The 26,996-nt window shown below is 61.3% G+C and carries 30 protein-coding genes; 12 read left to right on the top strand and 18 right to left on the bottom strand.

Features of this window, described 5'->3' with window-relative positions; all coding sequences use genetic code 11:
* Window positions 1-7: 7 nt before the first annotated feature.
* Entirely contained in the window at window positions 8-820 is an 813-nt protein-coding gene (locus tag AACW30_RS01025; protein WP_200622641.1) for an HDOD domain-containing protein, read from the top strand.
* Between the two features lie 21 nt (window positions 821-841).
* The gene (gene mutM, locus AACW30_RS01020) at window positions 842-1,654 is read left to right on the top strand and encodes a bifunctional DNA-formamidopyrimidine glycosylase/DNA-(apurinic or apyrimidinic site) lyase (protein ID WP_106575702.1); all 813 of its coding nucleotides are present in this window, start codon (window positions 842-844) and stop codon (window positions 1,652-1,654) included.
* A 133-nt stretch (window positions 1,655-1,787) separates the two neighbouring features.
* Here the strand turns inward: mutM and AACW30_RS01015 are convergent, their stop codons facing one another.
* From AACW30_RS01015 to AACW30_RS00995, 5 genes are all read right to left on the bottom strand, one after another.
* On the bottom strand, window positions 1,788-2,039 hold the full coding sequence (locus AACW30_RS01015; protein ID WP_003213796.1) for a YfhL family 4Fe-4S dicluster ferredoxin: 252 nt from the start codon (window positions 2,037-2,039) through the stop codon (window positions 1,788-1,790).
* A gap of 336 nt (window positions 2,040-2,375) precedes the next feature.
* A complete protein-coding gene (gene coaD / locus AACW30_RS01010) occupies window positions 2,376-2,855 on the bottom strand; it encodes a pantetheine-phosphate adenylyltransferase (RefSeq protein ID WP_200622245.1) in 480 nt (159 codons plus the stop codon).
* Window positions 2,856-2,969: 114 nt separating this feature from the next.
* Window positions 2,970-4,565, bottom strand: coding sequence for a GMC family oxidoreductase (locus tag AACW30_RS01005; protein ID WP_200622243.1), 1,596 nt, complete (start codon window positions 4,563-4,565; stop codon window positions 2,970-2,972).
* 151 nt (window positions 4,566-4,716) lie between these two features.
* Window positions 4,717-5,262 (bottom strand): twin-arginine translocation pathway signal protein, encoded by a 546-nt coding sequence (locus AACW30_RS01000; protein ID WP_200622241.1) that lies wholly within the window; start codon window positions 5,260-5,262, stop codon window positions 4,717-4,719.
* A gap of 28 nt (window positions 5,263-5,290) precedes the next feature.
* Window positions 5,291-6,718 (bottom strand): coniferyl aldehyde dehydrogenase, encoded by a 1,428-nt coding sequence (locus AACW30_RS00995; protein ID WP_200622239.1) that lies wholly within the window; start codon window positions 6,716-6,718, stop codon window positions 5,291-5,293.
* 146 nt (window positions 6,719-6,864) lie between these two features.
* On the opposite strand from AACW30_RS00995, the gene AACW30_RS00990 reads away from it, so the two are divergent.
* Window positions 6,865-7,536, top strand: coding sequence for a TetR/AcrR family transcriptional regulator (locus AACW30_RS00990; RefSeq protein WP_106575697.1), 672 nt, complete (start codon window positions 6,865-6,867; stop codon window positions 7,534-7,536).
* A 33-nt stretch (window positions 7,537-7,569) separates the two neighbouring features.
* Window positions 7,570-8,424, top strand: coding sequence for a sulfurtransferase (locus AACW30_RS00985; protein ID WP_124418670.1), 855 nt, complete (start codon window positions 7,570-7,572; stop codon window positions 8,422-8,424).
* Window positions 8,425-8,541: 117 nt separating this feature from the next.
* Here AACW30_RS00985 and AACW30_RS00980 read toward each other — a convergent pair whose 3' ends face one another.
* From AACW30_RS00980 to AACW30_RS00965, 4 genes are all read right to left on the bottom strand, one after another.
* Window positions 8,542-9,537, bottom strand: coding sequence for a hydrolase (locus tag AACW30_RS00980; RefSeq protein ID WP_119737431.1), 996 nt, complete (start codon window positions 9,535-9,537; stop codon window positions 8,542-8,544).
* Between the two features lie 185 nt (window positions 9,538-9,722).
* Window positions 9,723-10,340: a 16S rRNA (guanine(966)-N(2))-methyltransferase RsmD gene (rsmD, locus tag AACW30_RS00975; RefSeq protein WP_200622237.1), complete on the bottom strand. Its 618-nt coding sequence runs from the start codon at window positions 10,338-10,340 to the stop codon at window positions 9,723-9,725.
* Window positions 10,340-11,830, bottom strand: a complete 1,491-nt coding sequence (locus AACW30_RS00970) for a M16 family metallopeptidase (protein ID WP_200622226.1) — start codon at window positions 11,828-11,830, stop codon at window positions 10,340-10,342. Before AACW30_RS00970 ends, rsmD begins: the two co-directional genes overlap by 1 nt.
* Window positions 11,823-13,178: a M16 family metallopeptidase gene (locus AACW30_RS00965; protein WP_200622223.1), complete on the bottom strand. Its 1,356-nt coding sequence runs from the start codon at window positions 13,176-13,178 to the stop codon at window positions 11,823-11,825. Before AACW30_RS00965 ends, AACW30_RS00970 begins: the two co-directional genes overlap by 8 nt.
* Before the next feature lie 338 nt (window positions 13,179-13,516).
* On the opposite strand from AACW30_RS00965, the gene ftsY reads away from it, so the two are divergent.
* From ftsY to rpoH, 4 genes are all read left to right on the top strand, one after another.
* A complete protein-coding gene (ftsY, locus tag AACW30_RS00960) occupies window positions 13,517-14,947 on the top strand; it encodes a signal recognition particle-docking protein FtsY (RefSeq protein WP_200622221.1) in 1,431 nt (476 codons plus the stop codon).
* Window positions 14,944-15,615, top strand: coding sequence for a cell division ATP-binding protein FtsE (gene ftsE, locus AACW30_RS00955; protein WP_003213784.1), 672 nt, complete (start codon window positions 14,944-14,946; stop codon window positions 15,613-15,615). The genes ftsY and ftsE overlap by 4 nt, the downstream gene beginning before the upstream one ends.
* A complete protein-coding gene (ftsX, locus tag AACW30_RS00950; RefSeq protein ID WP_106575690.1) occupies window positions 15,612-16,634 on the top strand; it encodes a permease-like cell division protein FtsX in 1,023 nt (340 codons plus the stop codon). Before ftsE ends, ftsX begins: the two co-directional genes overlap by 4 nt.
* Before the next feature lie 129 nt (window positions 16,635-16,763).
* Window positions 16,764-17,618: an RNA polymerase sigma factor RpoH gene (gene rpoH / locus AACW30_RS00945; RefSeq protein WP_200622219.1), complete on the top strand. Its 855-nt coding sequence runs from the start codon at window positions 16,764-16,766 to the stop codon at window positions 17,616-17,618.
* Between the two features lie 146 nt (window positions 17,619-17,764).
* On the opposite strand, the gene mtgA is transcribed toward rpoH, so the two are convergent.
* The gene (gene mtgA, locus AACW30_RS00940) at window positions 17,765-18,487 is read right to left on the bottom strand and encodes a monofunctional biosynthetic peptidoglycan transglycosylase (RefSeq protein ID WP_106575689.1); all 723 of its coding nucleotides are present in this window, start codon (window positions 18,485-18,487) and stop codon (window positions 17,765-17,767) included.
* A gap of 74 nt (window positions 18,488-18,561) precedes the next feature.
* Here mtgA and AACW30_RS00935 point away from each other — a divergent pair, with 74 nt between their 5' ends.
* The 4 genes from AACW30_RS00935 (at window position 18,562) to trmB (ending at window position 20,806) form a co-directional block, all read left to right on the top strand.
* Window positions 18,562-18,939 (top strand): DUF423 domain-containing protein, encoded by a 378-nt coding sequence (locus AACW30_RS00935; RefSeq protein WP_106575688.1) that lies wholly within the window; start codon window positions 18,562-18,564, stop codon window positions 18,937-18,939.
* A 71-nt stretch (window positions 18,940-19,010) separates the two neighbouring features.
* A complete protein-coding gene (thiS, locus tag AACW30_RS00930) occupies window positions 19,011-19,211 on the top strand; it encodes a sulfur carrier protein ThiS (RefSeq protein WP_015886354.1) in 201 nt (66 codons plus the stop codon).
* 65 nt (window positions 19,212-19,276) lie between these two features.
* Window positions 19,277-20,071, top strand: coding sequence for a thiazole synthase (locus AACW30_RS00925; RefSeq protein ID WP_015886353.1), 795 nt, complete (start codon window positions 19,277-19,279; stop codon window positions 20,069-20,071).
* 9 nt (window positions 20,072-20,080) lie between these two features.
* Window positions 20,081-20,806: a tRNA (guanosine(46)-N7)-methyltransferase TrmB gene (gene trmB / locus AACW30_RS00920; RefSeq protein ID WP_200622218.1), complete on the top strand. Its 726-nt coding sequence runs from the start codon at window positions 20,081-20,083 to the stop codon at window positions 20,804-20,806.
* A 144-nt stretch (window positions 20,807-20,950) separates the two neighbouring features.
* Here trmB and AACW30_RS00915 read toward each other — a convergent pair whose 3' ends face one another.
* From AACW30_RS00915 to proC, 8 genes are all read right to left on the bottom strand, one after another.
* Window positions 20,951-21,274 carry a DUF3392 domain-containing protein gene (locus AACW30_RS00915; protein WP_016972961.1) on the bottom strand — a complete coding sequence of 108 codons (324 nt, stop codon included), beginning with the start codon at window positions 21,272-21,274 and terminating at the stop codon, window positions 20,951-20,953.
* Between the two features lie 17 nt (window positions 21,275-21,291).
* Window positions 21,292-22,494 carry a radical SAM family heme chaperone HemW gene (gene hemW, locus AACW30_RS00910; protein ID WP_234452426.1) on the bottom strand — a complete coding sequence of 401 codons (1,203 nt, stop codon included), beginning with the start codon at window positions 22,492-22,494 and terminating at the stop codon, window positions 21,292-21,294.
* Entirely contained in the window at window positions 22,491-23,087 is a 597-nt protein-coding gene (gene rdgB / locus AACW30_RS00905; protein ID WP_119737443.1) for an RdgB/HAM1 family non-canonical purine NTP pyrophosphatase, read from the bottom strand. The genes hemW and rdgB overlap by 4 nt, the downstream gene beginning before the upstream one ends.
* Window positions 23,084-23,518: a DUF4426 domain-containing protein gene (locus AACW30_RS00900; RefSeq protein ID WP_106575685.1), complete on the bottom strand. Its 435-nt coding sequence runs from the start codon at window positions 23,516-23,518 to the stop codon at window positions 23,084-23,086. Before AACW30_RS00900 ends, rdgB begins: the two co-directional genes overlap by 4 nt.
* A 21-nt stretch (window positions 23,519-23,539) precedes the next feature.
* Window positions 23,540-24,160, bottom strand: a complete 621-nt coding sequence (gene metW / locus AACW30_RS00895) for a methionine biosynthesis protein MetW (protein WP_003213768.1) — start codon at window positions 24,158-24,160, stop codon at window positions 23,540-23,542.
* Window positions 24,161-24,167: 7 nt separating this feature from the next.
* A complete protein-coding gene (gene metX, locus AACW30_RS00890) occupies window positions 24,168-25,307 on the bottom strand; it encodes a homoserine O-succinyltransferase MetX (protein WP_179676532.1) in 1,140 nt (379 codons plus the stop codon).
* Between the two features lie 222 nt (window positions 25,308-25,529).
* Entirely contained in the window at window positions 25,530-26,117 is a 588-nt protein-coding gene (locus AACW30_RS00885) for a YggT family protein (RefSeq protein ID WP_106575682.1), read from the bottom strand.
* Window positions 26,118-26,152: 35 nt separating this feature from the next.
* Window positions 26,153-26,971, bottom strand: coding sequence for a pyrroline-5-carboxylate reductase (gene proC / locus AACW30_RS00880; RefSeq protein ID WP_106575681.1), 819 nt, complete (start codon window positions 26,969-26,971; stop codon window positions 26,153-26,155).
* Window positions 26,972-26,996: the final 25 nt, after the last annotated feature.

Genomic DNA, 26,996 nt, shown 5'->3' with positions numbered 1-26,996 from the left:
CATCAGCGTGCCGCCTCAACCGCAAATCATGGTGGATTTGCAGATGGAGCAGTACATGCCCGACCCGGACCTGGAAGTGATCGCGCGGTTGATCTCCCAGGACCCTGGCCTGTCCGGCGCATTGCTGAAGATCGTCAACTCGCCGTATTACGGCCTGAGCAACAAGATTGCCTCGATCCAGCGCGCGGTGAATCTGCTGGGCAGCCGTTCGATCATCAACTTGATCAACGCGCAGTCGATCAAAGGCGAGATGAGCGACGACACCATTGTCACCCTCAACCGCTTCTGGGACACCGCCCAGGATGTGGCCATGACCTGCCTGACCCTGGCCAAGCGCACCGGCTCGCAGGCGGTGGACGAGGCTTATGCCCTGGGGCTGTTCCACGATTGCGGCGTGCCGTTGATGCTCAAGCGGTTCCCCAATTACATGACGGTGCTGGAGCAGGCCTACGCCAATGCCGGGCCTGATTGCCGCGTGGTCGACACCGAGAACAACGCGTTCAACACCAACCATGCCGTGGTCGGCTACTACACCGCCAAATCCTGGCGTCTGCCGGAGCATGTGACCGACGCGATTGCCAACCACCACAACGCGTTGGCGATTTTCAGCGATGAGTCCTCGCGCACGCCGCAACTTAAAAACCTGCTGGCCATCCTGAAAATGGCTGAGCACATCTGTTCGTCCTATCGCGTACTGGGTAACCAGGCCGTGGACCATGAATGGAATGGCATCGGCCATCTGGTGCTGGATTACATGGGCCTGTCGGACTACGACTTCGAGAGCATGAAGTTGTCGATCCGCGAACTGGGCGCGCACTGACCCTTTTTTCACGAGGTACACATGCCCGAGTTACCAGAAGTCGAAACCACCCGGCGCGGGATTGCGCCGCACCTGGAAGGCCAACGCGTCAGCCGTGTGGTGGTGCGTGAGCGGCGCTTGCGCTGGCCGATCCCGGAAGACCTGGATGTGCGCCTGTCCGGGCAGCGCATCGTGCTGGTGGAGCGGCGGGCCAAGTACCTGTTGATCAATGCCGAAGTGGGCACCTTGATCAGCCACTTGGGCATGTCGGGCAACCTGCGGCTGGTGGAAGCCGGTTCACCCGCGCTCAAGCATGAGCATGTGGACATCGAGCTGGAGTCGGGAATGGCGCTGCGCTACACCGACCCGCGGCGCTTCGGCGCGATGCTCTGGAGCCAGGACCCGCACAACCACGAATTGCTGATTCGCCTGGGGCCGGAGCCGTTGACTGACCTGTTTGACGGCGAGCGGCTGTTCCAGCTGTCCCGCGGCAAGTCGATGGCGGTGAAGCCGTTCATCATGGACAACGCGGTGGTGGTGGGCGTGGGCAATATCTATGCGACCGAAGCGCTGTTTGCCGCCGGGATTGACCCGCGCAGGGCTGCCGGTGGCATTTCTCGCGGGCGTTATTTGAAGCTGGCGATTGAGATCAAGCGTGTGCTGGCCGCCGCCATCGAGCGTGGCGGCACCACATTGCGGGACTTCATCGGCGGTGACGGGCAGCCGGGGTATTTTCAGCAGGAACTGTTCGTCTATGGCCGGGGCGGCGAGGCGTGCAAGGTCTGCGGCAGCGAATTGCGCAATGTGGTGTTGGGGCAGCGGGCGAGTGTGTTTTGCCCTAAGTGCCAGAGCTGAGTGTTGTGTGAGGGCTGATGTCGCCATCGCAGGCAAGCCCGCTCCCACATTCGACCGCATTTTGATGTGAGTACTTGGTCAACGGTGGGAGCGGGCGTGCTCGCAAAGAGGCCCTTGCAGGCACTGAAGAACCTCAGGCCTTACCGGTAATCAACCGATATTTCTCCATCAACTGTTCTTCAGTCTCAGGGTGTGCCTCGTCCAGCGGAATGCAATCCACCGGGCACACTTGCTGGCACTGAGGCTCGTCGTAGTGGCCGACGCATTGGGTGCACAGGTTGGGGTCGATCACGTAGATCTCTTCACCCTGGGAAATCGCAGCGTTCGGGCACTCAGGTTCGCAGACGTCGCAGTTGATGCAATCGTCGGTGATGATCAGGGACATGGAAACTCCTGCCAGGGCTGTCAGCCAGGGCATCTGAAAACGAATGCGCGCAATTGTGCCGCATTGGCGCCCGCAGTGCGAGCTGTGGCGATCGTTGGGCTTGTTGTGGGGAGCGGGCTTGCCCCGGTTTGGGCTGCGAAGCGGCGCTAAAAACAGGCGGCGGTGTTTTGGCTGGAACTACGCGGTGGCTTCATTGGGGCTGCTTCGCAGCCCAACGCGGGGCAAGCCCGCTCGCCACAGCAAGTCCGCTGCCACAATAAGCCTGCTCAGTGCAGGCAAATCAGGTTCAGCATCGACAAGTCAGGCTTGGCACAGGCAAGCCCGCTCATCAGAAAATTACTGCTTGAAGCGCAGTGTCAGCGCATCCGCCACAGCCGGGTGCACGAACTTGGTGATATCTCCGCCCAAAGCGGCGATTTCACGGACCAACGTCGAGGAAATGAACGAATAACGCTCCGACGGCGTGAGGAACAGGCTTTCCACGTCCGGCGCCAGTTGGCGGTTCATGTTGGCCAACTGGAATTCGTACTCGAAGTCGGACACCGCGCGCAGGCCACGCAGGAACACATTGGCGTTCTGCTCCTTAGCGAAGTGTGCCAGCAGCGTCGAAAAACCCACCACTTCCACGTTAGGCAGGTGTTTGGTGACCTCACGCGCCAGTTCCACGCGCTGTTCCAGGGGAAACAGCGGGTTTTTCTTGGGGCTGGCAGCGACCGCGATGATCACATGGTCGAACAGGCGAGAGGCGCGTTCGACCAGATCGCCATGGCCTTTGGTAATCGGGTCGAAGGTACCTGGGTACAACACTCGGTTCATCGCGTCGTCCTGGCGGAGTCCGTTGGGGAACCGGATGGTATCGCAGCCATCCCGGTCGGCCAAGTCAACTTATGCAGAAGAAAGCACTATAGACACCGCGAATAACCTGTTTTTTCACGCTGTTTTCAGACGTTCGGCCAACGCTGTCGCCAGTTGCGCGGTTAATCCATACACCGACAATTGCGGGTTAGCCCCAATGCTGGTGGGGAATAACGAGCCGTCGTGGATCGACAGGTTGCGCAACTGGTGATGGCGACCGAGGCTGTCAACCACTGCGTTTTTCGGGTCTTCGCCCATGGCGCAACCGCCCATCACGTGGGCGCTGCCCAGGGTGGTCCGATGCAGTTCCAGGCTCAGGCCGTCGATCAGGCTGCGTGCCTCGGCCAGGGTGCTGACGTAACGCGCGTCGTGGTGCAACGGCTTGACCGACTTGGCGCCCGCCGCGAACTGGATCTCGGCCATGCTGTGGAAGGCTCGGCGCAGGCCGTCCCAGGCGTAGGGCGATACTGGGTAATCGAGAACCGGCGTACCGTCGCCGCGTAATTCCACCGTGCCGCCAGGGCTGTCGGGATGAAAACCATCACGTAAAAGGGCAAGCATGGCGTGGGTATGCGGCAACTGGCTCATATCCAGCGCGTTGCCGGTGCCGTAACCGCCGAATAGCGTGCTGGCCAACCCGGGGTGCAAGGGCGGTGCCTCCAGCTTGTAGGACATTTTGCCGGTGGTGCCGTCCACCCACTGAAAATGATCGGAATAAATTGACTGCGGCGCGCCGTAGAACGGGTTGATCACCTCGTCGAACTGCGCGGCAGAGAAATTCACCAGGTGCAGAAACGTGCGCTTGCCCACGCGCGAGTGCGGGTCGGGCGCGTCCGAACGCATCAGCAGCGCCGGGCTGTTGATGCCGCCGCCCGACAGCACGTAATGCCTGGCCTTGACCGTTATCTTGCGACCCGTGGGCGCGACGCAGCGCGCGTCCATGGCCACGCATTCCAGGCTGCTGATGGTGTCGCCGCTGTAGTTCAAGCGTTCGGCGCGGGCCAGGTACAGCAGCTCGCCGCCGTTCTCCAGCGTGGACGGGATGGTGGTCACCAGCATCGATTGCTTGGCGTTGACCGGGCAGCCCATGCCGCAATAGCCCAGGTTGAAGCACCCGCGCACGTTGCGCGGGATGACGTGCCAGCTGTAACCGAGCTTTTCGCAGCCTTTGCGGATCACATCGTTATTGGCATTCGGTGGAATCGCCCATGGCGCGATGCCCAGGCGCTGTTCCATTTTTTCGAACCACGGCGCCATCTCGGCGCTGCTGTGGCCTTTCACCGCGTACTCACTGGCCCAGTGGGAAAGCGTGGCGTCGGGCGTGCGAAAACTCGACGTCCAGTTGATCAATGTGGTGCCGCCCACCGCCCGGCCCTGCAGGATGGTGATCGCGCCGTCCTTGGTCATGCGGCCAATGCCTTCCTGGTACAGGCTGGCGTAGGCCTCGTCTTCGAGCAGCTTGAAGTCGCTGCTGGTCTTGAGCGGGCCCTCTTCGATCAGCAGCACCTTGTAGCCCGCGGCGCTGAGGATTTCGGCGGTGGTGCCACCGCCGGCACCACTGCCGATGATCACCACATCGGCTTCCAGCGTCAGGTCGCTGTCGAGTGCGGCGCCATTGTGGGTTTTCCAGCCGCGGGCCAGGCCGTCGCGGAACAGATCGGGTACGGGCATAGGTGTGCACTCTTATTTTTCTGTACGAAGTTGCGACCAGTGTGGGAGCTGGCTTGCCGGCGATAGCGGTTTGCCTGCCGATCAATTCACCGCGGATACACCGCCATCGCCGGCCAGCCAGCTCCCACATTTTCTAATCGGGTTGTCAGGTCTAGATCTTCGGCGGGCCGGGGTAGCCGCAATGGGCCCAGGATTGCGGGCGGAAGTACCACGCCATGATCACCAGCTTGAGCAGTGAGCCCTGGCCCATGCGCAGCAGGTTCAGGTAGCTGTTTTCCCAGCGACGCAGGAAGTTGCGGATCTGTTCACCGCTGGCATTTTCCCAACTGCCCCAGATCCCCGTCAGCGGGCCGCGAGTGATGCCCATGCCCAGCACGTCGAACAGTTGCTGGGTAAGCTTGAACATCTCCGGCGACAGGTGCTGCAGGCTGTAGTCGAGTTTTTTCAGCGTGTCTTCAATCCCGGCGACCACGTCCTGGGCGCTGGCCGCGCCTTCGAGCAGCACCGGGATCACCGCGCGCAAGAACGGCAAGTCGCTGCTGCGCAGCATGGCAAAGCCGCTGGCCGGGGTGCTGCTGGAACACCCGCTGAGGCTGGCGCCCAGCCCGGCAGTGGCCAGGAACGCGCTGGCACACAGGCCAATTTTCAAGACGCCGCGCCGCGACAGCGCAGGTGTTTCAGTCAGGCTAGGGTTCATTGTCATTGTTGTCCCGAGAGTGGCGGAATCAGCGAATAAACAACTTCTGAATCAACTTCTGAATCGACTTGCCATAGGGCGGGTAGATCAATTTCGCCGCGTTGAGGCGCTGCTTCACCAGCACGCCCTTGGCCTTGCTGAACGTAAGGAACCCTTCGTGGCCGTGGTAGTGGCCCATGCCGGAAGGTCCGATACCGCCGAAGGGCATGTCGTCCTGGGCCACATGCAGCAGGGTGTCGTTCAGGCACACGCCGCCGGAGTGGGTTTCATGCAGTACGCGGTTCTGCTCGCCCTTGTTGTAGCCGAAGTAATACAGGGCCAACGGGCGAGGGCGTTGGTTGATGTAGGCAAACGCCTGGTCGATGCCGCGATACGGCACGATCGGCAGCACCGGGCCGAAGATTTCGTCCTGCATCACGGTCATTTCATCGCTGACATTCAGCAACAGGCTGTGGGACATACGCCGTGCCTGGCCTTGGTCGTACAAGGCGATCAGAGTGGCGCCTTTGTCGGTGGCGTCTTTGACGTAGGCATTCAGCCTGGCCTGTTGCCGATCATTGATGATGGCGGTGTAGTCCGGGTTGTCGGTCAGGGTTGGGTAAAACCCGCGAACTGCCTTGCTGTATGCCTCGACGAACCCCTCGACACGGTCTTCGGGCACCAGCACGTAGTCCGGCGCCACGCAGGTTTGCCCGGCATTCAGGCATTTGCCGAAGGCGATGCGCTCGGCGGCGTCCTTGAGCGGCACATCGGCGGAGACTATTGCTGGCGACTTGCCGCCCAGCTCCAGCGTCACCGGCGTCAGGTGTTCAGCCGCCGCGCGCATCACGTGCTTGCCGATGCTGGTGGCGCCGGTGAACAGCAGGTGATCGAAGCGCAATTTGGAAAACGCCATGCCCACTTCGGCTTCGCCCAGCACCACGCACACCAGGTCTTCGGGGAAAATTTTCGCCAGCAGCGCCTTGAGCAGTTCACCCGTAGCGGGCGTGGATTCGCTGAGCTTGAGCATCACTCGGTTACCGGCCGCCAACGCGCCGACCAATGGGCCGATGGCCAAATACAACGGGTAGTTCCACGGCACGATCACGCCGACCACGCCCAGTGGTTGATAGATGACCTTGGCAGATGCCGGTTGGAAGGCGATGCCTACAGCGCGGCGGGAAGGTTTCATCCAGCCTTTGAGGTGTTTGCTGGCGTAGTGAATGCCATGCAGGCTCGGCATCAATTCGGCGAACAGGGTTTCGTCTGCGCTGCGGTGGCTGAAGTCCTGGCTGATCGCGTCGATCAGGGCCTGGCGTTCGTCGCTGAGTACATCGCGCAATGCCTTGAGCCATTGTTGGCGCTGCGCCGCCGGTGGCATCGGGTTGGCGGCATAGGCACGGCGCTGGGCGTCGAACAGGTCCTGGAGCTGATCCAGTGTCTGGGAATCTTGCAGGTAGGCAACGTTGGCAGACATGGCGCAGTTCCCGATTGTTATAGGTCTGCCTGGATTTTTAGAGTCATTGCTCTAAATTGTCAAATGTCATTGCAGCAACATGCGGATTTATCCAGACAAGGATAGGCCGTAAGATGCCCCATCACGTGTTCAGAAGCTGATCCCCTATGGCACCACGAGTAAAGACCAGCGAGCGCATCGTGCAAACCAGCCTGGAGCTTTTTAACCAGCAGGGCGAGCGCAGCGTCAGCACTAATCACATTGCCGCCCACATGGAAATTTCCCCGGGCAACCTGTACTACCACTTCCCCAACAAGCAGGCGATCATCGCCGTGCTGTTTCGCGAATACGAAGTCCTAGTGGACAGTTTCCTGCGCCCGCCCCAGGGCCGCGCCGTCACCGTCGAAGACAAGCGTTTTTACCTGCAGGCCGTGCTGGCTGGCATGTGGCGCTACCGCTTCCTGCACCGCGACCTGGAACACCTGCTGGAAAGCGACCCGGAGCTGGCCACCGGCTACCGGCGCTTTTCCCAGCGTTGCCTGATCCAGGGCGGCGCCATCTATCAAGGGTTTGTCGATGCCGGCATCCTCAATATGGACCCGGTGCAAACCGAGGCGCTGACCCTCAATGCCTGGATCATCCTCACCTCGTGGGTGCGATTTCTGTGCACCACCAATGAAAATTCCGCCCACTTGAGCGCCGAGGCGATCAAGCGTGGGGTGTACCAGGTGCTGGTGCTGGAGGCGGGGTTTGTCACGCCCCAGGCCAAAGAGGCGGTAGACGCCTTGTTCAAAGAGTTTTACGTGCCGTTGAACCAGGCACTGGAAGAAGTGAAGTAGGACCTTTCCCGAATCTGTTCACAGGAGTCCGTCATGCCGCTTGCCCAACTGATCAGCCCCCAGCAACTCGCCGAGCGCCAGAAGGCGGCCGGGCTGGTGATCCTGGATTGCCGCTTCGCCCTGGAAGACCCGGACTACGGGCTTTGCAGCTACGCCGAAGGGCATATCGAAGGTGCGCAATATGCCGACCTGGAGCGCCACCTCAGCGGTGCGGTGACAAAGGGCGTGACCGGGCGTCATCCGTTGCCGGCGGCGGACACCTTGGCCGCGCAACTGCGGGCCTGGGGCATCAATGCCGACACGGACATCGTGCTGTATGACGACGGCCCCGGCGCTTATGCCGCCCGCGCGTGGTGGCTGCTGGCCTGGCTGGGCAAACGCGACGGCGTGTTTATTCTGGACGCAGGCCTCAAGGCCTGGCACTCGGCCGGCTTCCCGCTGAGCCTGGACGCGCCCGTGGTTGAGCCGGGGACGTTTGCCGGCACCCCGGACAATCACCTCGTGCTGGACGCCGAGCACCTGCAAAAACGCTTGGGCGAACCGGGCATGACCTTGATCGATGCCCGCGCCCAAGCGCGTTTTCGCGGCGACGTGGAGCCTATCGACCCGATTGCCGGGCACATTCCCGGCGCCCAATGTGCGGCGTTCAACGAAAACCTGGGCAGTGACGGTCGCTTCCTGCCAGCTGAGCAGCTCAAGCAGCGTTTCGCTGCGCAGTTGAAGGGCCGCTCGCCGGAAGAGTTGGTGGCGTATTGCGGTTCTGGCGTGACGGCGTGTCACAACCTGTTTGCGCTGAGTTTGGCGGGTTACCCGTTGGGCAAGCTGTATGCGGGGTCATGGAGCGAGTGGATTACCGACCCGGCGCGGGAAGTTGCTACCGGCGACTAAATTCCCAGTCTGAAATCCGATCACGTGTGGGAGCTGGCTTGCCTGCGACAGCGGTGTGTCAGTGTTTAATCAGCCAACTGACACGACCTCATCGCCGGCAAGCCAGCGCCCACATTTTTAGCCGTGTTGAGCCAGTAGCCACTGTGGAATGCGACGCTCCAGGTAATAAGTGGGGCGCTTCAGCGACCCATCAACAAACCCCACATGCCCACCTTTGGCCAACAACTCGAACTCGGTGCAAGCCGACAGTTCACTGGCCTCGGGCAAGCTGTGGGCGAACACGAATGGGTCATCGGCCGCCTGGATAATCAGCGTCGGCGTGCGAATATCGCCCAGGTAATAGCGACTCGACGCGCGGCGGTAATAGTCCTCGGCGCTGAGAAAGCCATGCAGCGGCGCGGTCACCCGCCCGTCGAAGTCCCAGAACGTACGCATCTTCTCCAGTGAGCCGAGTGCCTCGAGGGTTTTCAGCCCGTCAGCTTGGCCATCCTGTAAAAAACGACGTTGCTTGACGCGGATATACGCCAGCATCTCGCGCATAAAGTGCTTCTGATACACCCGCGAAAACCCCAGCCCGATGCGATCCGCACACTGGTCCAGGCGAAACGGCACCGACACCGCGGCCGCGCCATGCAGTCCCGAGGCTTCGCCGGTTTCACCCAAGTGCTTGAGCAGCACGTTGCCGCCCAGCGAATAACCCACGGCATACAGTGGCGCCAACGGTCGCTTGGCGCGCAGATGCGCAATCGCTGCTGCCAGGTCTTCGCTGGCGCCCGAGTGGTAACTGCGCGCCAGCAGGTTGGGCTCACCCGAACACCCGCGCCAGTTCAACGCGGCGCTCGCCCAGCCTTGAGCGGCGAGGACTTTTTGCAAGCCGGCCACGTAGGGCGAATTGGACGAGCCGGTCAGCCCATGCAGCACCAGCACCAATGGCGCTTGCGCGTCATGGGGGCCGTGCCAGTCAAGGTCAAGGAAGTCGCCGTCGTCCAGCCACAAGCGTTCGCGTTGGCGTTCGATATGCGTGGTAGGACGCCACAACGGCCCCCACAGCGTTTGCAGGTGCGGGTTGCCGAGGCCGAAAGCGGGTTTGAACAGGTCGACGGAAGGGGTCATGGACATCTCTGTAGCGAGCGGACTTGTTGTGGCGAGCGAGGCTTCATGTGGCGAGCAGGCCTGCCCTGCGTTGGACTGCGCAGCGGCCCTGGCTCAGTCACCGCGGTCGGGCAGAGTGAACGCGGTGACTCTTTTGGGACCGCTTCGCGGCCCAACGCGGGGCAACAAGCCCCGCTTGCCACACATCAGACGCCGCTTTCTACCAGACGATGCCACAACGCGTAATACACCCGGCCGGACTTCTGCTCGCGGTGCAGGCGCCAGGCGCCTGGCAGGCCGAGGGTAGACGGCGCGGTTTCACTTTCAGTGTAGATCCACGCATCTGCCGCCAGCCACTGACGCTCTTCCAGCAGCGCACAGACGGTCGGCAACAGGTTCTGATTGAACGGCGGGTCGAGAAACACCACGTCGTATTCAGTCGCCGCCTTGGTTTCCAGGTAGCGCAGCGCGTCGGCGGTTTGGACCTGGCCGGTGGTGCAGCGCAAAGTGCCCAGGTGCTCCTTGAGGCTGGACACCGCCACATTGCTGGCATCCAGCGCCTGGGCCTGGGCCGCGCCACGGGACAGCGCCTCCAGGAACAGCGCGCCGCTGCCGGCGAACGGGTCCAGCACTTTGGCGCCGCCGATGTACGGCGCAAGCCAGTTGAACAGGGTTTCACGCACGCGATCCGGCGTCGGGCGCAGGCCTACGACGTCGGGGAAGCTCAGCTTGCGGCTGCCCCATTCACCGCCAATGATGCGCAGTTGGCCCACACCGTTATGCACGTTGTGGACGGGTTTTTTCGGGCGAGATGAACTGGCCATTAATGCTCCGGAACCCCGAGCGGCTGCTCGGCAGGTTTATCAGTGGGGGGCGGTAGTGGCTTTTGCGCAATCGTCGGGCCGGCGGTCACGATGACCATCTTGTCGGCGCTCAAGTGTTTATTCATTGCAGCCTTGACCTGCTCTACGGTCAGGGCCTGGGATTGTTTCATGAAATCCTCAAGATAGCTCAGCGGCAGGTTGTAGAAACCCATGGCGCCCAGCTGTCCGACGATATCGGCGTTGCTCGCGGTGGACAGCGGGAAGCTGCCGGCCAGCTCACGCTTGGCGTCGTCCAGTTCCTTTTGCGTCGGGCCGGTCTTGAGGTAGTCGGCCAGCACGTCTTCGACCAGGCGCAGGGTGCCGCCGCTCATTTCGGCGCGGGTCTGCAGGTTGATCATGAACGGGCCGCGTGCCTGCATCGGCGAGAAGCCGGAGTACACGCCGTAGGTCAGGCCGCGTTTTTCACGCACTTCACTCATCAAGCGGGTGCCGAAACCACCGCCGCCCAGGATCTGGTTGCCCAGCGACAAGGCCGCGTAGTCCGGGTCGGCGCGGTCGATGCCCAATTGCGCGAACAGCAGGTGCGTCTGCTTGGACGGGAATTCGATATGGCTCAAGCCGGGTTGCGGTTCGGTCGGTTGGGCGATCTTCGCCAGGGCCGGGCCTTTAGGCAGCGACGCGGAGACCTTGGCCGTCATGGCTTCGGCCTCGGCACGGGTCAGGTCGCCGACCACTGCAATCACCGCATTGCCCGCGGCATATGCCTTGGCGTGGAACGCCTGCAGTTGCGCGAGGTTAATCTTCGCAATGCTGTCGGGCGTACCTTCGCTCGGGTGGGCGTAAGGATGGTCACCGTACAGGCGCTTGAACAGCTCAAGGCTGGCCAGCTTGGCCGGATTCTGCTTCTGGTATTCAAAGCCTGCAAGGATCTGGTTTTTGATCCGCGCCAGGGAATCGGCAGGGAAGGTCGGCTTGCCGATCACGTCGTCGAACAGGGCCAGGGCCGCGTCGCGCTTGTCGCTGTCGCTCAGGCTGCGCAGCGAAACCAGCGCCATGTCGCGGTAAGCACCATTGCCGAAATCGGCGCCCAAGCCTTCAAAACCGCTGGCGATCTGGCTGACATCCTTGCCCGGTACGCCTTCGTTGAGCATTGCATTGGTCAACAGTGCCAGGCCGGGCGTGTCGCCGTCCTGGCTGCTGCCGGCGGCGAACAGGATGCGCATGTCGAACATCGGCAATTCGTGGGCTTCGACGAACAGCACCTTGGCGCCGTCAGCGGTGGTCCAGGTTTGCACGTCGAGCTTGCGGTTGGTCGGCGCCTTGCCGTCCAGTTCCGCCAGCGATTGCAATTTGTTGGCCGATTCAGCTTTATCCAGGGCCTGGCTGGCGACGGATTCGCTTGGGCGCAGGAAGTACACGGCACTGGCGGCGATCAGGGTAACGACGACCAGGCCAGGAAAGATCAGGCGGCTACTTTTACGATCACTCATGAGCGGTCTCCTCAGGCAAAACATGGGCGACGCTCAAACGCTCGCGGGTGAAATAAGTGCGTGCGGCTTTCTGGATATCTTCCGGCGTCACGCTTTGCAGGTCGGCCAGTTCGGTGTCCATCAGTTTCCAGGACAGGCCGACGGTTTCCAGGGAGCCGATAGCTGTGGCCTGGCTGGTGATGGAGTCACGTTGATAGACCACGCCGGCAATCACTTGAGCGCGAATACGCTCCAGTTCTTCGGTGGTCGGCGGCTTGGCTTTCAGCTCATCCAGCAGGCGCCACAGGCCGGCTTCGGCTTGGGCAATGGTCTTTTTCTTCTGCTGGTTCGGCGTGGCCGTCAGGGTGAACAGGCTGTCACCCCGGGTGTAGGCGTCGTAGCTGGTGGAGGCGGCAGATACCAGCTCTTCACCGCGCTCCAGTTGCTCCGAGATACGCGCGCTATAGCCGCCGTCGAGCAGCGCCGAGAGCAGACGCAGGGCTTGTACCGAGCGCTTGTCTTCGGCGGTGGCCAGGCCCGGCACGTTGAAGCCCAGGATCACGCTCGGCAGTTGGGTCTGCACGTGCATCGTCAGCAGGCGTTCGCCGGGTTCGGCGAGTTCCAGCGGGACTTTCGCGGGTGGCACGTCACGCTTGGGGATAGGGCCGAAATAACGCTGGGCAAGGTTCTTGACCTCATCCGGGGTCACATCACCGACCACCACCAGCGTGGCGTTGTTCGGCACATACCAGGATTGATACCAGTGACGCAGCTCTTCGACTTTCATGCGCTCCAGGTCCGCCATCCAGCCGATGGTCGGCGTGTGGTAGCCGCTGGCCGGGTAGGCCATGGCCTTGAAGCGCTCGTAGGCCTTGGACATCGGGTTATCGTCGGTGCGCAGGCGGCGCTCTTCCTTGATCACCTCGATCTCGCGGCTGAACTCATCGGCCGGCAGGCGCAGGCTGGCCATGCGGTCGGCTTCCAGCTCGAACGCGACGCCCAGGCGGTCACGGGCCAGCACTTGGTAGTAGGCGGTGTAGTCGTCGCTGGTGAAAGCATTTTCTTCGGCGCCCAGGTCGCGCAGGATCAGCGAGGCTTCGCCGGGGCCGACCTTGGCGCTGCCCTTGAACATCATGTGTTCCAGGGCGTGGGACAACCCGGTCTGGCCGGGCGTTTCATAGCTCGAACCAACCTTGTACCAAACCTGTGAAACCACTACCGGCGCGCGATGATCTTCGCGCACGACCACTTTGAGGCCGTTATCCAGGGTGAATTCGTGGGTGGGTTGTGGGTCGGCAGCCAAGGCTGAAAGGGGCAGACAAACTGTGCTGAGCAGCAGGCCTGCAGCGCGGCGGGCTAGAGCATTCATTCGTTTTTAAACCTGTTGGGCTGCCCGCTTGGTCTTAGCGTCGGCGGGCGAGGAGGTGCTAGGATACTGATCCGATTTAGGGACGGCCACTGCGGCGGCCATCTTGTCCCGGATCCAGTCGTAGAAATGTTGGAATAGAGGGTGGTTTTCCCCGATGATCTTCCACTTTTCGCCGATTTTGTCGCTTCAGTCCTTTATTGAAACGATTTGTTGAGGCCTTTATTTACGCCTTGCAGAATGTTGCGCATGAACAAGCGAGCGTTAAAGCAGTCTGTTCTGCATCGAATTTATTTACCGAGGCGCCCTGGCGCATCGCTACTTTGAGATAGCCGTCCTCCATGTTTGGTTCCAACGACGACAAGAAGAGCCCAGCTGCGGCTGGCGAGAAAAAAGGCCTGTTCGGATGGCTGCGCAAAAAGCCGCAGGAAACCGTCGTCGAACAGCCACGGGTTCAGCCTGAGCCGATTCCCGAACCTATAGTTGACGCCGAACCGGTTGCTGAAATCCCGGCACCGGTGGTGTTGCCGATGGCCGAGCCGGTGTTGCAGCCGGTGGTTGAGGAGGTGCCGGAACCTGAGCCTGAACACAAGCCGTGGCTTGAGCTACCGGTTGCCGAAGAACCTGTGGCACTGGTCGAGGATGTGCAGGCTGAGCACGTGACGCCGCCGATTCCGCTCGCGGTCGAGCCGGTGGCCGTTGTGGTTGAGTCGTCACCTGTCATCGAAACGCCTGCGCCGGCAGTTGTTGACCCCTCGCCAGCGCCTGTCGTCGTTGCCGCGCCTGCCGTGATCGAGCCGCCCGCTGCCCCGGAGCCGGTCGCCGCTGCCGCTGAAACCAGCAAAATCGGCTTCTTTGCCCGCCTTAAGCAAGGTCTGAGCAAGACCAGCGCCAGCATCGGCGAAGGCATGGCCAGTCTGTTTCTGGGCAAAAAGGTCATCGATGACGAGCTGCTGGAAGACATCGAAACCCGTCTGCTGACCGCCGACGTGGGCGTCGAAGCCACTGCGGTGATCATCCAGAGCCTGACGCAGAAGGTTGCGCGCAAACAACTGACCGACGCCGACGCGCTCTACAAATCGCTGCAGGCTGAACTGGCCGCGATGCTCAAACCCGTGGAAGCGCCGCTGGTGATCACGCCGAACAAGCCGTTCGTGATCCTGGTTGTCGGTGTCAACGGCGCCGGCAAAACCACCACCATTGGCAAGCTGGCCAAGAAGCTGCAGTCGGAAGGCAAGAAAGTCATGCTCGCCGCCGGCGACACCTTCCGCGCCGCAGCCGTGGAGCAGCTGCAGGTGTGGGGTGAGCGCAACAAGATTCCGGTCATCGCCCAGCACACCGGCGCCGACTCCGCGTCCGTCATCTTCGACGCCGTGCAAGCCGCCAAGGCCCGTAACATCGACGTATTGATTGCCGATACCGCCGGTCGTCTGCACACCAAAGACAACTTGATGGAAGAGTTGAAAAAGGTCCGCCGCGTCATCAGCAAGCTCGACGCCGACGCGCCGCACGAAGTGTTGCTGGTGCTTGACGCCGGCACCGGCCAGAACGCCATCAGCCAGGCCAAACAATTCAACCAGACGGTGCAACTCACCGGCCTGGCATTGACTAAGCTCGACGGCACGGCCAAGGGCGGCGTCATCTTCGCCCTGGCCAAACAGTTCGGGTTGCCGATTCGTTACATCGGCGTCGGTGAAGGCATCGACGACCTGCGCACCTTTGAAGCCGAACCCTTTGTACAGGCACTTTTCGCCGAGCGGGAGCGTTCATGATTCGATTCGAACAGGTCGGTAAACGCTACGCCAACGGGCATGTGGGCTTGCATGAGCTGAGCTTTCGAGTGCGTCGTGGCGAATTCTTGTTTGTAACTGGTCATTCGGGCGCGGGCAAAAGTACGCTGCTGCGGCTGCTGCTGGCCATGGAACGCCCGACCACCGGCAAGTTGCTGCTGGCGGGCCAGGATCTGGCCACCATCAGCAACGCACAGATTCCGTTCCTGCGCCGTCAGATTGGCGTGGTGTTCCAGAATCACCAGCTGCTGTTTGATCGCACCGTGTTCAACAACATTGCGCTGCCGTTGCAGATTCTCGGGCTGTCCAAGGCCGAGATCGTCAAGCGGGTGGACTCGGCCCTGGAGCGCGTGGCGCTGTCGGACAAGACCGACCTGTATCCGGGCGATTTGTCCACCGGCCAGCAACAGCGCGTCGGCATCGCCCGCGCGATTGTTCACCGCCCGGCCTTGCTGCTGGCGGACGAACCTACCGGTAACCTCGACCCGCGCCTGGCGGCCGAGATCATGGGCGTATTCGAAGATATCAATCGCCTGGGCACCAGCGTGCTGATCGCCAGTCACGACCTGGCGCTGATTGCGCGCATGCGCCACCGCATGCTGACCCTGCAACGCGGCCGCCTGATTGGTGATGGGGAGGCCGGCGTATGAGTGCAACACGCAGCCCTAAAGTATCCGAGCGTGTGGCGCCTAAAGCCGCCGACCCGCAGCCGCAGAAGAAAAAACGCGACGAGGACGACGGTCCGGACTTCGGCACGCTGCTGCGCGCCTGGATCGAAAGCCATCGCGCCAGCCTGCTCGACAGCCTGCGCCGCCTGGGCAAGCAACCGATTGGCAGCTTTTTCACCTGCCTGGTGATGGCCGTGGCGCTGAGCCTGCCGATGGGTTTGTCGCTGCTGCTCAACAATGTCGAGCGCTTGGGCGGTTCCTGGCAGCGTGCGGCGCAGATTTCGCTGTACCTGAACCTCGACGCGAGCGCCAAAGACGGCGAGAACTTGCGCGATGACATCAAGAACCTGCCGGGTGTGGCGGACGCCGAGTACATCAGTCGCGACCAGGCGCTAGAGGAGTTCCAGCAGCAATCCGGCCTGGGTGAGGCGCTCAAAGAGTTGCCGCAGAACCCGCTGCCGGGCGTGGTGCTGGTAACACCAAATGAAGTCGACAAGCCGGCGCTGGAGGCCCTGCGACAAAAACTCGCAGAGATGCCGAAGGTACAACAGGCGCAACTTGATCTAGTCTGGGTAGAGCGTCTTGCCGCGATTCTCAAGCTGGGCGACCGCTTTGTGTTCGGCCTGACGGTGCTGTTGGTGTCTGCATTACTTTTGGTGATAGGTAATACCATTCGTCTTCATATTGAAAACCGTCGCACCGAGATAGAAGTGATTAAACTGGTTGGCGGCACGGACAGCTATGTGCGTCGTCCTTTTCTGTACATGGGCGCGCTTTATGGCTTTGGTGCCGGGATTTTGTCCTGGGGCGTGCTGGCTTTTGGCCTCGACTGGCTGAACGACGCGGTGGTCGGGCTTGCCGGCCTGTACGGCAGCGATTTTGCCCTGGCCGGCGTGCCGGTTGCCGATGGGTTGTCACTCTTGCTTGGCGCGGTATTGTTGGGGTATATCGGTGCGTGGATTGCGGTCGCTCGTCACTTACGTGAGCTGGCGCCGAAGTAGTTAATGTCAGATTAATGTGGTTTCGTTTGTATTGACCGTATCAGTGGTTTAGGGAACTTATCCTACGGTTCCCGGTCAATTTTCGCAGTGCTGAACTGCACGAGTTATGTAAGTCGGAGGTTTTTTCGTATGACCACTTCTTTGCAACCTGCTCATGCTCTGGTCCCGGGTGCGAACCTGGAGGCCTATGTGCACACGGTCAACAGCATTCCATTGCTGACGCCCGAGCAGGAGCGTGAACTGGCCGAGAGTCTCTACTATGAGCAGGATTTGGGGGCGGCTCGGCAGATGGTGCTCGCCCACCTGCGTTTTGTCGTACATATCGCCCGTAGCTATAGCGGCTACGGTCTGGCCCAGGCTGACCTGATTCAGGAAGGCAACGTCGGCCTGATGAAGGCTGTAAAACGCTTCAACCCTGAAATGGGTGTGCGTCTGGTGTCGTTTGCTGTGCACTGGATCAAGGCGGAGATTCACGAGTTCATCCTGCGCAACTGGCGCATTGTGAAAGTCGCGACCACCAAGGCCCAGCGCAAGCTGTTCTTCAACCTGCGCAGCCAGAAGAAACGCCTGGCGTGGCTGAACAACGAGGAAGTCCACCGTGTGGCCGAAAGCCTCGGTGTAGAGCCGCGTGAAGTGCGCGAGATGGAAAGCCGCCTGACCGGTCATGACATGGCCTTCGACCCGGCCGCCGAAGCGGACGACGACAGCGCCTTCCAGTCGCCGGCCAACTACCTGGAAGACCACCGGTACGACCCGGCGCGTCAACTGGAAGATGCGGACTGGAGCGACAACTCCAACCACAACCTGCACGAAGCGCTGGAAGTGTTGGACGACCGCAGCCGTGACATCCTCTACCAGCGCTGGCTGGCAGAAGAAAAAGCCACGCTGCACGACTTGGCGCAGAAGTACAACGTGTCGGCCGAGCGGATTCGTCAGCTTGAAAAAAGCGCGATGAACAAGCTGAAACTGTCCATCGCCGCCTAAACGCTGGTTTCGAAAACACCACGATCGAATGTGGGAGCGGGCTTGCTCGCGAAAGCGGAGTGTCAGTCATCGCAAATGTTGACTGAACCACCGTATTCGCGAGCAAGCCCGCTCCCACATTTGTTTTTGTGTTGCGTCAGTGGGTATCAGTCGGACCAGGGTGCCTTGCGCGAATTGTTCAGTTCGACCAGATAACCATCGCCCCCCAACTGGCTCATCTGCTGGCGAATCCACGCAGCCCGTCGCGCCACATAGGCGGTTGGATGGCTGGCGCTCCATACCCGTGGGTTCGGCAACACCGCCGCCAGGTAACTGGCCTGCTGACGGGAAAGCCCTTTGGCACTCACGCCAAAGTGATGCCGAGCCGCCGCTTCGGCGCCGAACACACCTTCATCCCATTCGACGCTGTTGAGGTACACCTCAAGAATCCGTTGCTTGGGCCAGAACACCTCGATCAACCCGGTAAACCAGGCCTCCAGGCCTTTGCGCAGGTAACTGCGGCCGGTCCACAGAAACAGGTTTTTCGACACTTGCTGGCTCAGGGTGCTGGCGCCGCGAATCGAACCGCCGCGTTCGTTGTGCAGCAGCGCCGCTTGAATCGCGTCAAAATCAAAGCCCCAATGCTGCGGGAAGCGCTGGTCTTCACCGGCCATCACCGCCACTTTGAGGTCGTCGGAGATCTCGTCCCACGCCACCCACGTGCGTTGCAGGTCAATCGGCTCGCCGTCAACCCAGGATTCGACCTTGCGCTCCACCATCAATGCGGTGAACGGTGGCGGCACGACACGAAACAGCAACACCAGCAGCACACTGCCGATGGCAAACCATTTCACGACTTTGAGAAAACGCTTGAAGAGGAGACGCAGCATAGAGATGGCTTGGCCGAACCCGTTGAGCGGGCCATTATACAGACCCGGCCCTTTGAGTCTGACTGGAGTTCCTCATGCTGCGTAGCTTTCTGATGCTGGCTGCCTTTTTTGGCTTCACCGGCGTTGCCCTCGGCGCTTTTGCTGCTCATGCCCTGAAAAACCGCTTGAGCGCCGAGTACCTGGCGATCTTCCATACCGGCGTGACGTACCAACTGGTGCACGCCCTGGCGCTGTTCGGCGTGGCGCTGCTGGCCGCGCACATTCCTGGCCGGCTGGTCAGCTGGGCGGGCATCTCGTTTACCGTCGGTATCCTGCTGTTTTCCGGCAGCTTGTATGCACTGACCCTGACCGGCATCAGCAAGCTCGGCATCATTACGCCGTTTGGTGGGCTGGCATTCCTGTTGGGCTGGTTCTTTCTCGGCCTCACCGCATGGCGCCTGCAGGTCATCTGACCGAGGGGCTTGGGCCGACAACGCCAATCGGGCTAGAATGCTGGCCCCTAAAAACGATGGCGGCCCGTGGCATGCGCATTCAGTTGAACGGCGAATCCTTTGAACTGCCCGACGGTGAAACCGTTGCGGCCCTGCTGACCCGTCTGGACTTGACCGGGCGTCGCGTCGCAGTGGAGCTCAACCTGGATATCGTCCCGCGTAGCCTGCACGCCGAGACCGCGCTCACCGAAGGTGATCAGGTCGAAGTGGTCCATGCCATCGGCGGCGGCTAGTCGCCCGGCGCGCCAGCGCGCCAATCCGCATTCTGCAGAACCTCACCCCACCTCGAGGATTTCCCATGAGCATCGTTCGTAGCGACAAGCCCTTCGTTCTGGCCGGTCGTACCTACCAGTCCCGTCTGCTGGTCGGCACCGGCAAGTACCGCGACATGGAAGAAACCCGCCTGGCCATCGAAGCCTCGGGCGCCGAGATCGTTACCTTCGCCGTGCGTCGCACCAACCTCGGGCAGATCGAGGGCGAGCCAAACCTGCTCGAAGTGCTGTCGCCGGACCGCTACACCTTCTTGCCGAACACCGCCGGGTGCTACGACGCGATTGAAGCGGTGCGCACTTGCCGCCTGGCCCGCGAGCTGCTCGACGGCCATAACCTGGTGAAGCTGGAAGTGCTGGCCGACCAGAAAACCCTGTTCCCCAACGTGATCGAAACCCTGAAGGCCGCCGAAACGCTGGTCAAGGAAGGCTTCGACGTGATGGTTTACACCAGCGATGACCCGATCATTGCCCGCCAACTGGCAGAAATCGGCTGCATTGCCGTGATGCCGCTGGCCGGTCTGATCGGTTCCGGCCTGGGTATCTGCAACCCGTACAACCTGCAGATCATCCTCGAAGAAGCCAAGATTCCGGTGCTGGTGGACGCGGGCGTAGGCACTGCCTCCGACGCCACCATTGCCATGGAGCTGGGTTGCGATGCGGTGCTGATGAACTCGGCCATCGCTCATGCCCAGCAGCCGATCATGATGGCTGAAGCCATGAACCATGCGATCGTTGCGGGCCGCCTGGCCTACCTCGCCGGCCGTATGCCGAAAAAACTCTATGCCAGCGCCTCTTCGCCGCTGGATGGTCTGATCAAGTAAGAGCTATTGATGACTGAATCAAACGAAACGCCGAACACCGTGGAAGAGGGCGACGAGTCCAAGCACCGCCGCATCAAGAGCTTTGTGATGCGTGCGGGCCGTATGACCGAAGGCCAGCAAAAGGGCCTGGAGCAGGGCACGCCGCTGTTCGTTTTGCCATTGGCCGACGCGCCAGTGGACTACGACCAGGTGTTTGGCCGTTCGGCCCCGCGTTCCCTGGAAATCGGTTTCGGCATGGGTCACTCCTTGCTGGAAATGGCCGCGGCCTCGCCGGAGCAGGACTTCATCGGTGTGGAAGTACACCGTCCGGGTGTCGGCGCGTTGCTCAACGGCGTGCTGACCCAAGGCCTGACTAACCTGCGGGTCTATGACTGCGACGCGATTGAAGTGCTCAACCGCTGCATCGCCGATAACAGCCTCGATCGCCTGATGCTGTTCTTCCCGGACCCGTGGCACAAAGCCCGTCACCACAAGCGTCGCATCGTCCAGGCTTCGTTCGCGGAGCTGGTGCGCAGCAAGCTTAGAGTCGGTGGCATCCTGCACATGGCGACCGACTGGGAACCGTACGCCGAGTACATGCTGGAAGTGATGAACGTCGCCGCTGGCTATCGCAACCTGGCCGAAGACGGCAAATGCGTGCCACGCCCGGCTGAGCGTCCGATCACCAAGTTCGAGCGCCGCGGCGAGCGGTTGGGGCATGGCGTTTGGGATCTGAAGTTCGAGAAGGTCGACTGACAAGCCATTAGCGTGGAATACGGTCAAAAAAGTGGGAGCGGGCTTGCTCGCGAAGGCGCTGAATCAGTCGACCTGTAAGGTGACTGACACACCGTTTTCGCGAGCAAGCCCGCTCCCACATTTGTAGCCCTGTTGGATTGGCAGTCAGCGGCGGTCTGCTACTACGCCAATCAACACCAGCACCACCACCAACACCGGCGCCAGGCTGTAGTTATTGAACTGGCTCAACCCCCGCACAATCCATGGCGTGGCGTAGATCAACGCCGCACCGCTGCCGATCATGCACACCAGCGCCATCAAGGGGACGCGCAATGCGCCCGCGATACTGCCCAGGCGGGCCTCGACCCAGCCTTTGATATCGGCGCCGAACAACACCAGCAAGCATCCGACAAGAGCCAGAGAGATTTCCGACAGGTTACTTCGGCTCCAGCGGGATACGGTGGCGAGCAGGTCGAGTACCAAATCCATTCGAATTCCTTAGAGCGTCAGCTCAAAAACTTCTGCAGCAGGTCATTGAGAAAGAGTTGCCCGCGGTCGGTCGCCGCGAGGCGTGACGGTTCGACCTGCATTAAGCCACTTTGTTCTGCCTCACGGCGGCCCTCGTCAAGGCTCGCCAGATCAAGGCCGGTGCGCTCGGCGTAGAGCGTGGCGTCGACGCCGTCGGTGAGCCGCAACGCATTCATGAGGAACTCGAATGGAAGCTCTTCATTGGTCAGTTCTTTCGCCCCGGCCTGAAAGCTTTTGGCCGGGTTGAGGTAGTCCTTGGGTGCTCGGGTCTTCCAGGTGCGCACGATGCGCCCGTCCGGGTGGCTGAGCTTGCCGTGGGCGCCGGCGCCGATGCCGATAAAGTCGCCAAAGCTCCAGTAATTCAGGTTATGCCTCGCCGGGCGGCCCGGTTGGGCATACGCCGAGACTTCATATTGCACGTAACCGTGTTCAGCCAGCAGCGCCTGGCCGGCTTCCTGAATGTCCCACAGGGTGTCATCTTCCGGCAGCGCGGGCGGCTGGTTCCAGAACACGGTGTTGGGTTCCAGGGTCAGCTGATACCAGGACAGGTGCGTCGGTTTCAGGGCGATGGCCTGGCGCAAGTCGCTCAGGGCGTCGTCCAGGGTTTGATCGGGCAAGCCATGCATCAGGTCCAGGTTGAAGTTATCAAACCCGGCCTGGCGCGCCATGCCGGCGGCGCGCACGGCTTCGTCACCGTTGTGAATACGGCCCAGGGCTTCGAGCTTCTCCTGCTGGAAACTCTGGATGCCGATGGACAGGCGGTTGATGCCCAGCGCGCGGTAGGCCACGAACTTCTCTTGCTCGAAGGTCCCGGGGTTGGCTTCCAGGGTGATTTCGATGTCGCCGGCAAACGGGATGCGTGCTTCCACGCCCTTGAGCAAACGGCCCAGCGCAGCGGCGCTGAACAAGCTTGGCGTGCCGCCACCGAAGAAGATCGAGCTGAGTTCACGGCCATAAACCGCGTGCAGGTCTTGATCAAGGTCAGCCAGCAACGCGTCCACGTACTCTTCTTCCGGCAGCACCTTGCTGGCGGTGTGGGAGTTGAAGTCGCAATACGGGCATTTGCGCACGCACCATGGAATGTGGATATACAGCGCCAAGGGCGGCAGGTGCGGCAGGGCCGCCCGAGGCGTTTGCGCGCCGCCGTGGATCAGCGGCTGCGCGGAGGTGTTCTGGGTCATTTCAGGCTCAGGCGTTGGCGCAGCAAATCCATTGCGCGGGCGCGGTGGCTGATCTGGTTCTTGTCGGCCGGGCTCAGTTCGGCGCTGGAAACATTACGCTCCGGCACCCAGAACAGCGGATCGTAGCCAAACCCGTGCTCGCCACTGGCCGCATGCAGGATGCGCCCGTGCCACAGGCCTTCGCAGAGGATCGGCAGCGGGTCATCGGCGTGGCGCACCAGCGCCAGCACACAGACAAACTGCGCACCGCGCATCGCGTCCGGCACGTCCTTGAGAGCGTCCAGCAACTTGGCGTTGTTGGCCGCGTCGCCCTTGCCGTCGGCATACCGCGCCGAATAAATGCCAGGTGCTCCGCCCAGGAAGTCCACCGCCAGGCCCGAATCATCCGCCAGCGCCGGCAAACCGGAGATACGCGCGGCGTTGCGGGCCTTGAGGATCGCGTTTTCGACAAACGACAGGCCGGTTTCTTCCGGCTCGACCTGGCTGAACTCGCCGATCGAGCGCAGTTGCACGCAATTACCGAGCATCGCCTGGAGCTCTTTGAGTTTGCCGGCGTTATGGCTGGCCAGTACGAGTTGTGTGAGGTTCATCAGTCGGCCGGAAACAGTTCTTGGTTGAATTGGAAACCGTGGGCTTTGCCGCCGGTTTCAACATTGATGGTGAAAATCTTGGTTTCCTGCTGTGGCACCGCGTACTGGGCGACATACAGCGTAGAGCCGTTCTGGATGATTTTCTTGAACGTGAGCATCTCGCTCTTGCCGCCCAGGTCTTTGATCGTGCCGGTGACGGTCGCGTCGATCGGTTCGACGCCCTTGTTCACGAACACATTGATCATGCCCAGCTCTTTGCTGCGTACGATCCCGGCTTCCTGAGCCATTTCCGGCGTCAGGAAACTCGTGGTCAGGGTGTTGTAATGCACCGTGATATCGCCGAATTCTTTCTGGCGATTACCATCGATGGCATCCGCCGCCATGGCGCTGACGCCCAGGCATGCGGTGAGTAGAAATACAGCCAAACGACTCATGTTCGTCCTCCTTGAAAATGGTTAGACGGCAATTTGATGGTCCGTGAGGCCAGGACTGCTGACGCGGTAGATCCCGATTTCGCCCAACAGATTGGGCCATAGCTTACTCGCCCAGCCGTGGCGATGCTGTTGATCGACGGCAAGGCGGTTGATGACTTTGGCCTCACGCTCTCCGCACAAGGCTTCGAAGTCTTCGAAGGTGCAGAAGTGGATGTTCGGGGTGTTGTACCACGTGTACGGCAGGAAGTCCGACACCGGCATCCGGCCCTTGGTGGCCAAGTACCAGCGGCAGCGCCAGTGGCCGAAGTTGGGGAAGGTAATGATGCATTGGCGGCCCACACGCAGCATTTCGTCGAGAATGCGGTCCGGGTAGTGCACGGCTTGCAGGGCCTGGGTCATCACCACGATGTCGAAGCTGTTGCTGGCAAAGTTGCCCAGGCCCTTGTCCAGGTCCTGCTCGATCACGTTGATGCCCTTGGCCACGCATTGGGCAATGTTGTCCGGGTCATTTTCCAGGCCGTAGCCGGTGACTTGCTTGTTGTCGCGCAGCCAGCTCAGCAGTTCGCCATCACCGCAACCGAGGTCGAGCACGCGGCTGCCGGCGGGGATCCAGTCTTGGATGATTTCCAGGTCGGCTCTCATGGCGTTCTCACAGAGTTATGCGGTTCATGTAATTGCTGAAAGCCTGCAGGTAGCGCGGGATCGGAATCAGGAAGGCGTCATGGCCTTGCGGAGCATCGATCTCCAGGTAGCAGACATCTTTCTTGGCGGCCATCAGTGCGTCCACCAGCTCACGGGAGCGGGCCGGCGAGAAGCGCCAGTCGGTGGTGAACGACATCACGCAGAACTTGGCGGTGGCACCCTCAAAAGTTTTCGCCAGGTCGTCGTTGAAATTGGCGGCCGGGTCGAAGTAGTCCAGCGCCTTGGTCATCAGCAGGTAGGTGTTGGCGTCGAAACGCCCGGAAAACTCCTCGCCCTGATAGCGCAGGTAACTTTCGACCTGGAACTCGACGCTGTGGAAGTCGTAGTTGAGCTTCTCGCTCTTGAGGCCACGGCCGAATTTTTCGCCCATGGAGTCATCGGACAGGTAAGTGATGTGCCCGACCATGCGCGCGAGCATCAAGCCACGTTTGGGGATTACGCCCGCTTCCTGGAACGAACCGCCGTGGAACTCGGGGTCGGTGAGGATGGCCTGACGCGCCACTTCGTTGAAAGCAATGTTCTGCGCCGACAGTTTCGGCGCCGAAGCGATTGCCAGGCAATGGCGCACGCGGTCCGGGTAGGAGATGGTCCATTGCAGCGCTTGCATGCCGCCCAGGCTGCCGCCGATCACTGCAGCCCACTGGCCGATGCCCAGCAGGTCAGCCAGACGCGCCTGGCTGTGCACCCAGTCTTCCACGGTCAGCACCGGGAAATCCGCGCCGAACGGTTTGCCGGTTTCCGGGTTGAGGCTGCTCGGGCCGGTGGAGCCGTTGCAGCCGCCGAGATTGTTCAGGCTGACCACAAAGAATTTGTTGGTGTCGATGGGCTTGCCGGGGCCGATGCAGCTGTCCCACCAGCCGGGCTTGCGCTCGTCGGCACTGTGGAAACCGGCGGCGTGATGATGGCCGGACAAGGCATGGCAGATCAGCACGGCGTTGCTCGCCGTGGCGTTCAGTTGGCCATAGGTTTCGTAGATCAGGTCATAGGCCGGCAGCGAACGGCCGCAGGCCAGGGCCAGCGGTTCGCTGAAGTGCGCCACTTGGGGCACGACCAGTCCAACAGAATCGGGGGGGAAGGCAGCTGGCATCGACCCTGCTCTCGTTTAAATGAGGCGTAAGTCTAAAGACCGCTGCACCTAGCGGCAAGCAAAGGCCTGCGCCCGTACAAAGATACAAATGTGGGAGGGGGCTTGTGTGGGAGCTGGCTTGCCTGCGATGCAGTCACCTCGGTGTTTCAGTCACACCGCAGTGATGCAATCGCAGGCAAGCCAGCTTACCCAAAAGCGGCTTGCACAGTGATCCGCCAGGAATCAAATCAGCCCGAACAGCTCCTTGGGCATGAACGCGTAGTAAGCCAGGCGCGGGATCACCCAGCTTTGCAGCAGCTGGATCGCGATAAACGCGAAGATCGGCGAGATATCCAGGCCGCCCAGGTTCGGGATCAACCGACGGAACGGCGCCAGCACCGGTTCGGTGATCTGGGCCACCAGCTCCGCGCCAGGGCTACGGCTGCCGGGTGCGACCCACGAGAGGATCACGCTGATGATCATCGACCAGAAGATGATCTTCAAAAACAGCGAGAAGATACCGATCAGGCCCCATGGCAACAGCAGCGGGGTGAAGGCCTGGTAGCCGTTGAGCATCAGGATCACTACAAACAGCAAAATCTGCAGCAGCAGCGCCAGCACCAGCGATGACATGTCCAGGCCGAACAGGCTTGGGATCACGCGGCGCAGCGGTTTGAGCAGCGGTTGGGTGGCTTTCACCACGAACTGGCAGAGCGGGTTGTAGAAGTTCGCCCGCACCAATTGCAGGATAAAGCGCATCAGCACGATCAGCAGGTACAGGCTGCCCAAGGTCTGGATGATGAAAATGGCAGCGTCATTGATTCCGAGCATGTTTGTTTCCTATCGGGTCCAGTTGCAGGGGACGACTATTTGCCCAGTTGCTCGGCCATCTCGGCCGAACGATGTGCCGCAGCACCCAGGGCTTTTTCCACCAGGGCTTCAAAGCCACCGGCCTGGAACGATTCAATGGCCGCTTGCGTAGTTCCACCCGGCGACGTTACGCGGCGGCGCAGTTCGGCGGCGTCCACGTCGCTGTCGACGGCCATGTTGGCGGCGCCCAGCGCGGTTTGCTCAGCCAGTTGCTCAGCCACTTCGTGTGGCAGGCCCAGTTTCACGCCGGCGGCGGTCATGGCTTCGATCAACAGAAAGAAGTACGCCGGGCCGCTGCCGGACACGGCGGTGACCGCGTCCAGTTGCTGCTCTTGCTCCAGCCACACGGCGATGCCGACGGCGGACAACAGTTCTTGCGCCTGATCGCGTTGCTCAGCCGTCACTTCGGCGGTGGCGTACAGGCCGCTCACGCCCTTGCGCAGCAGCGCCGGGGTGTTGGGCATGCAGCGCACGATTGGCTGTTCACCGAGCCAGGTGTTCATGCTGGCGCAGGTGATGCCGGCAGCGATGGAGACCACCAACTGATGCGGTTGCAGGCTTGGGCGCAGGCTTTCGCACACGGCCTTCATAGCTTGCGGTTTCACCGCCAGTACGATCACGTCAACGCCCTGGATGGCCTCAGCGTTGTCGGCAAAGGTTTCAATGCCGTGCTCGGTGCTGACACGGGCGCGGGTGTCGGCGCCCGGGTCGCTGGCGCGGATCTGGGAGGCTTCGAGGCCTTTGGCCCGCAGGCCGCCGATCAGGCTGGCCGCCATGTTACCGGCGCCGATAAAGGCAATACGCGTGTTGCTCATGACAGGTCCTTATTCAGAGGAAAGT

The organism is Pseudomonas sp. MF6747, from assembly GCF_963890955.1.
GTDB lineage: Bacteria > Pseudomonadota > Gammaproteobacteria > Pseudomonadales > Pseudomonadaceae > Aquipseudomonas.
This window is presented reverse-complemented; position numbering and strand designations above follow the sequence as displayed.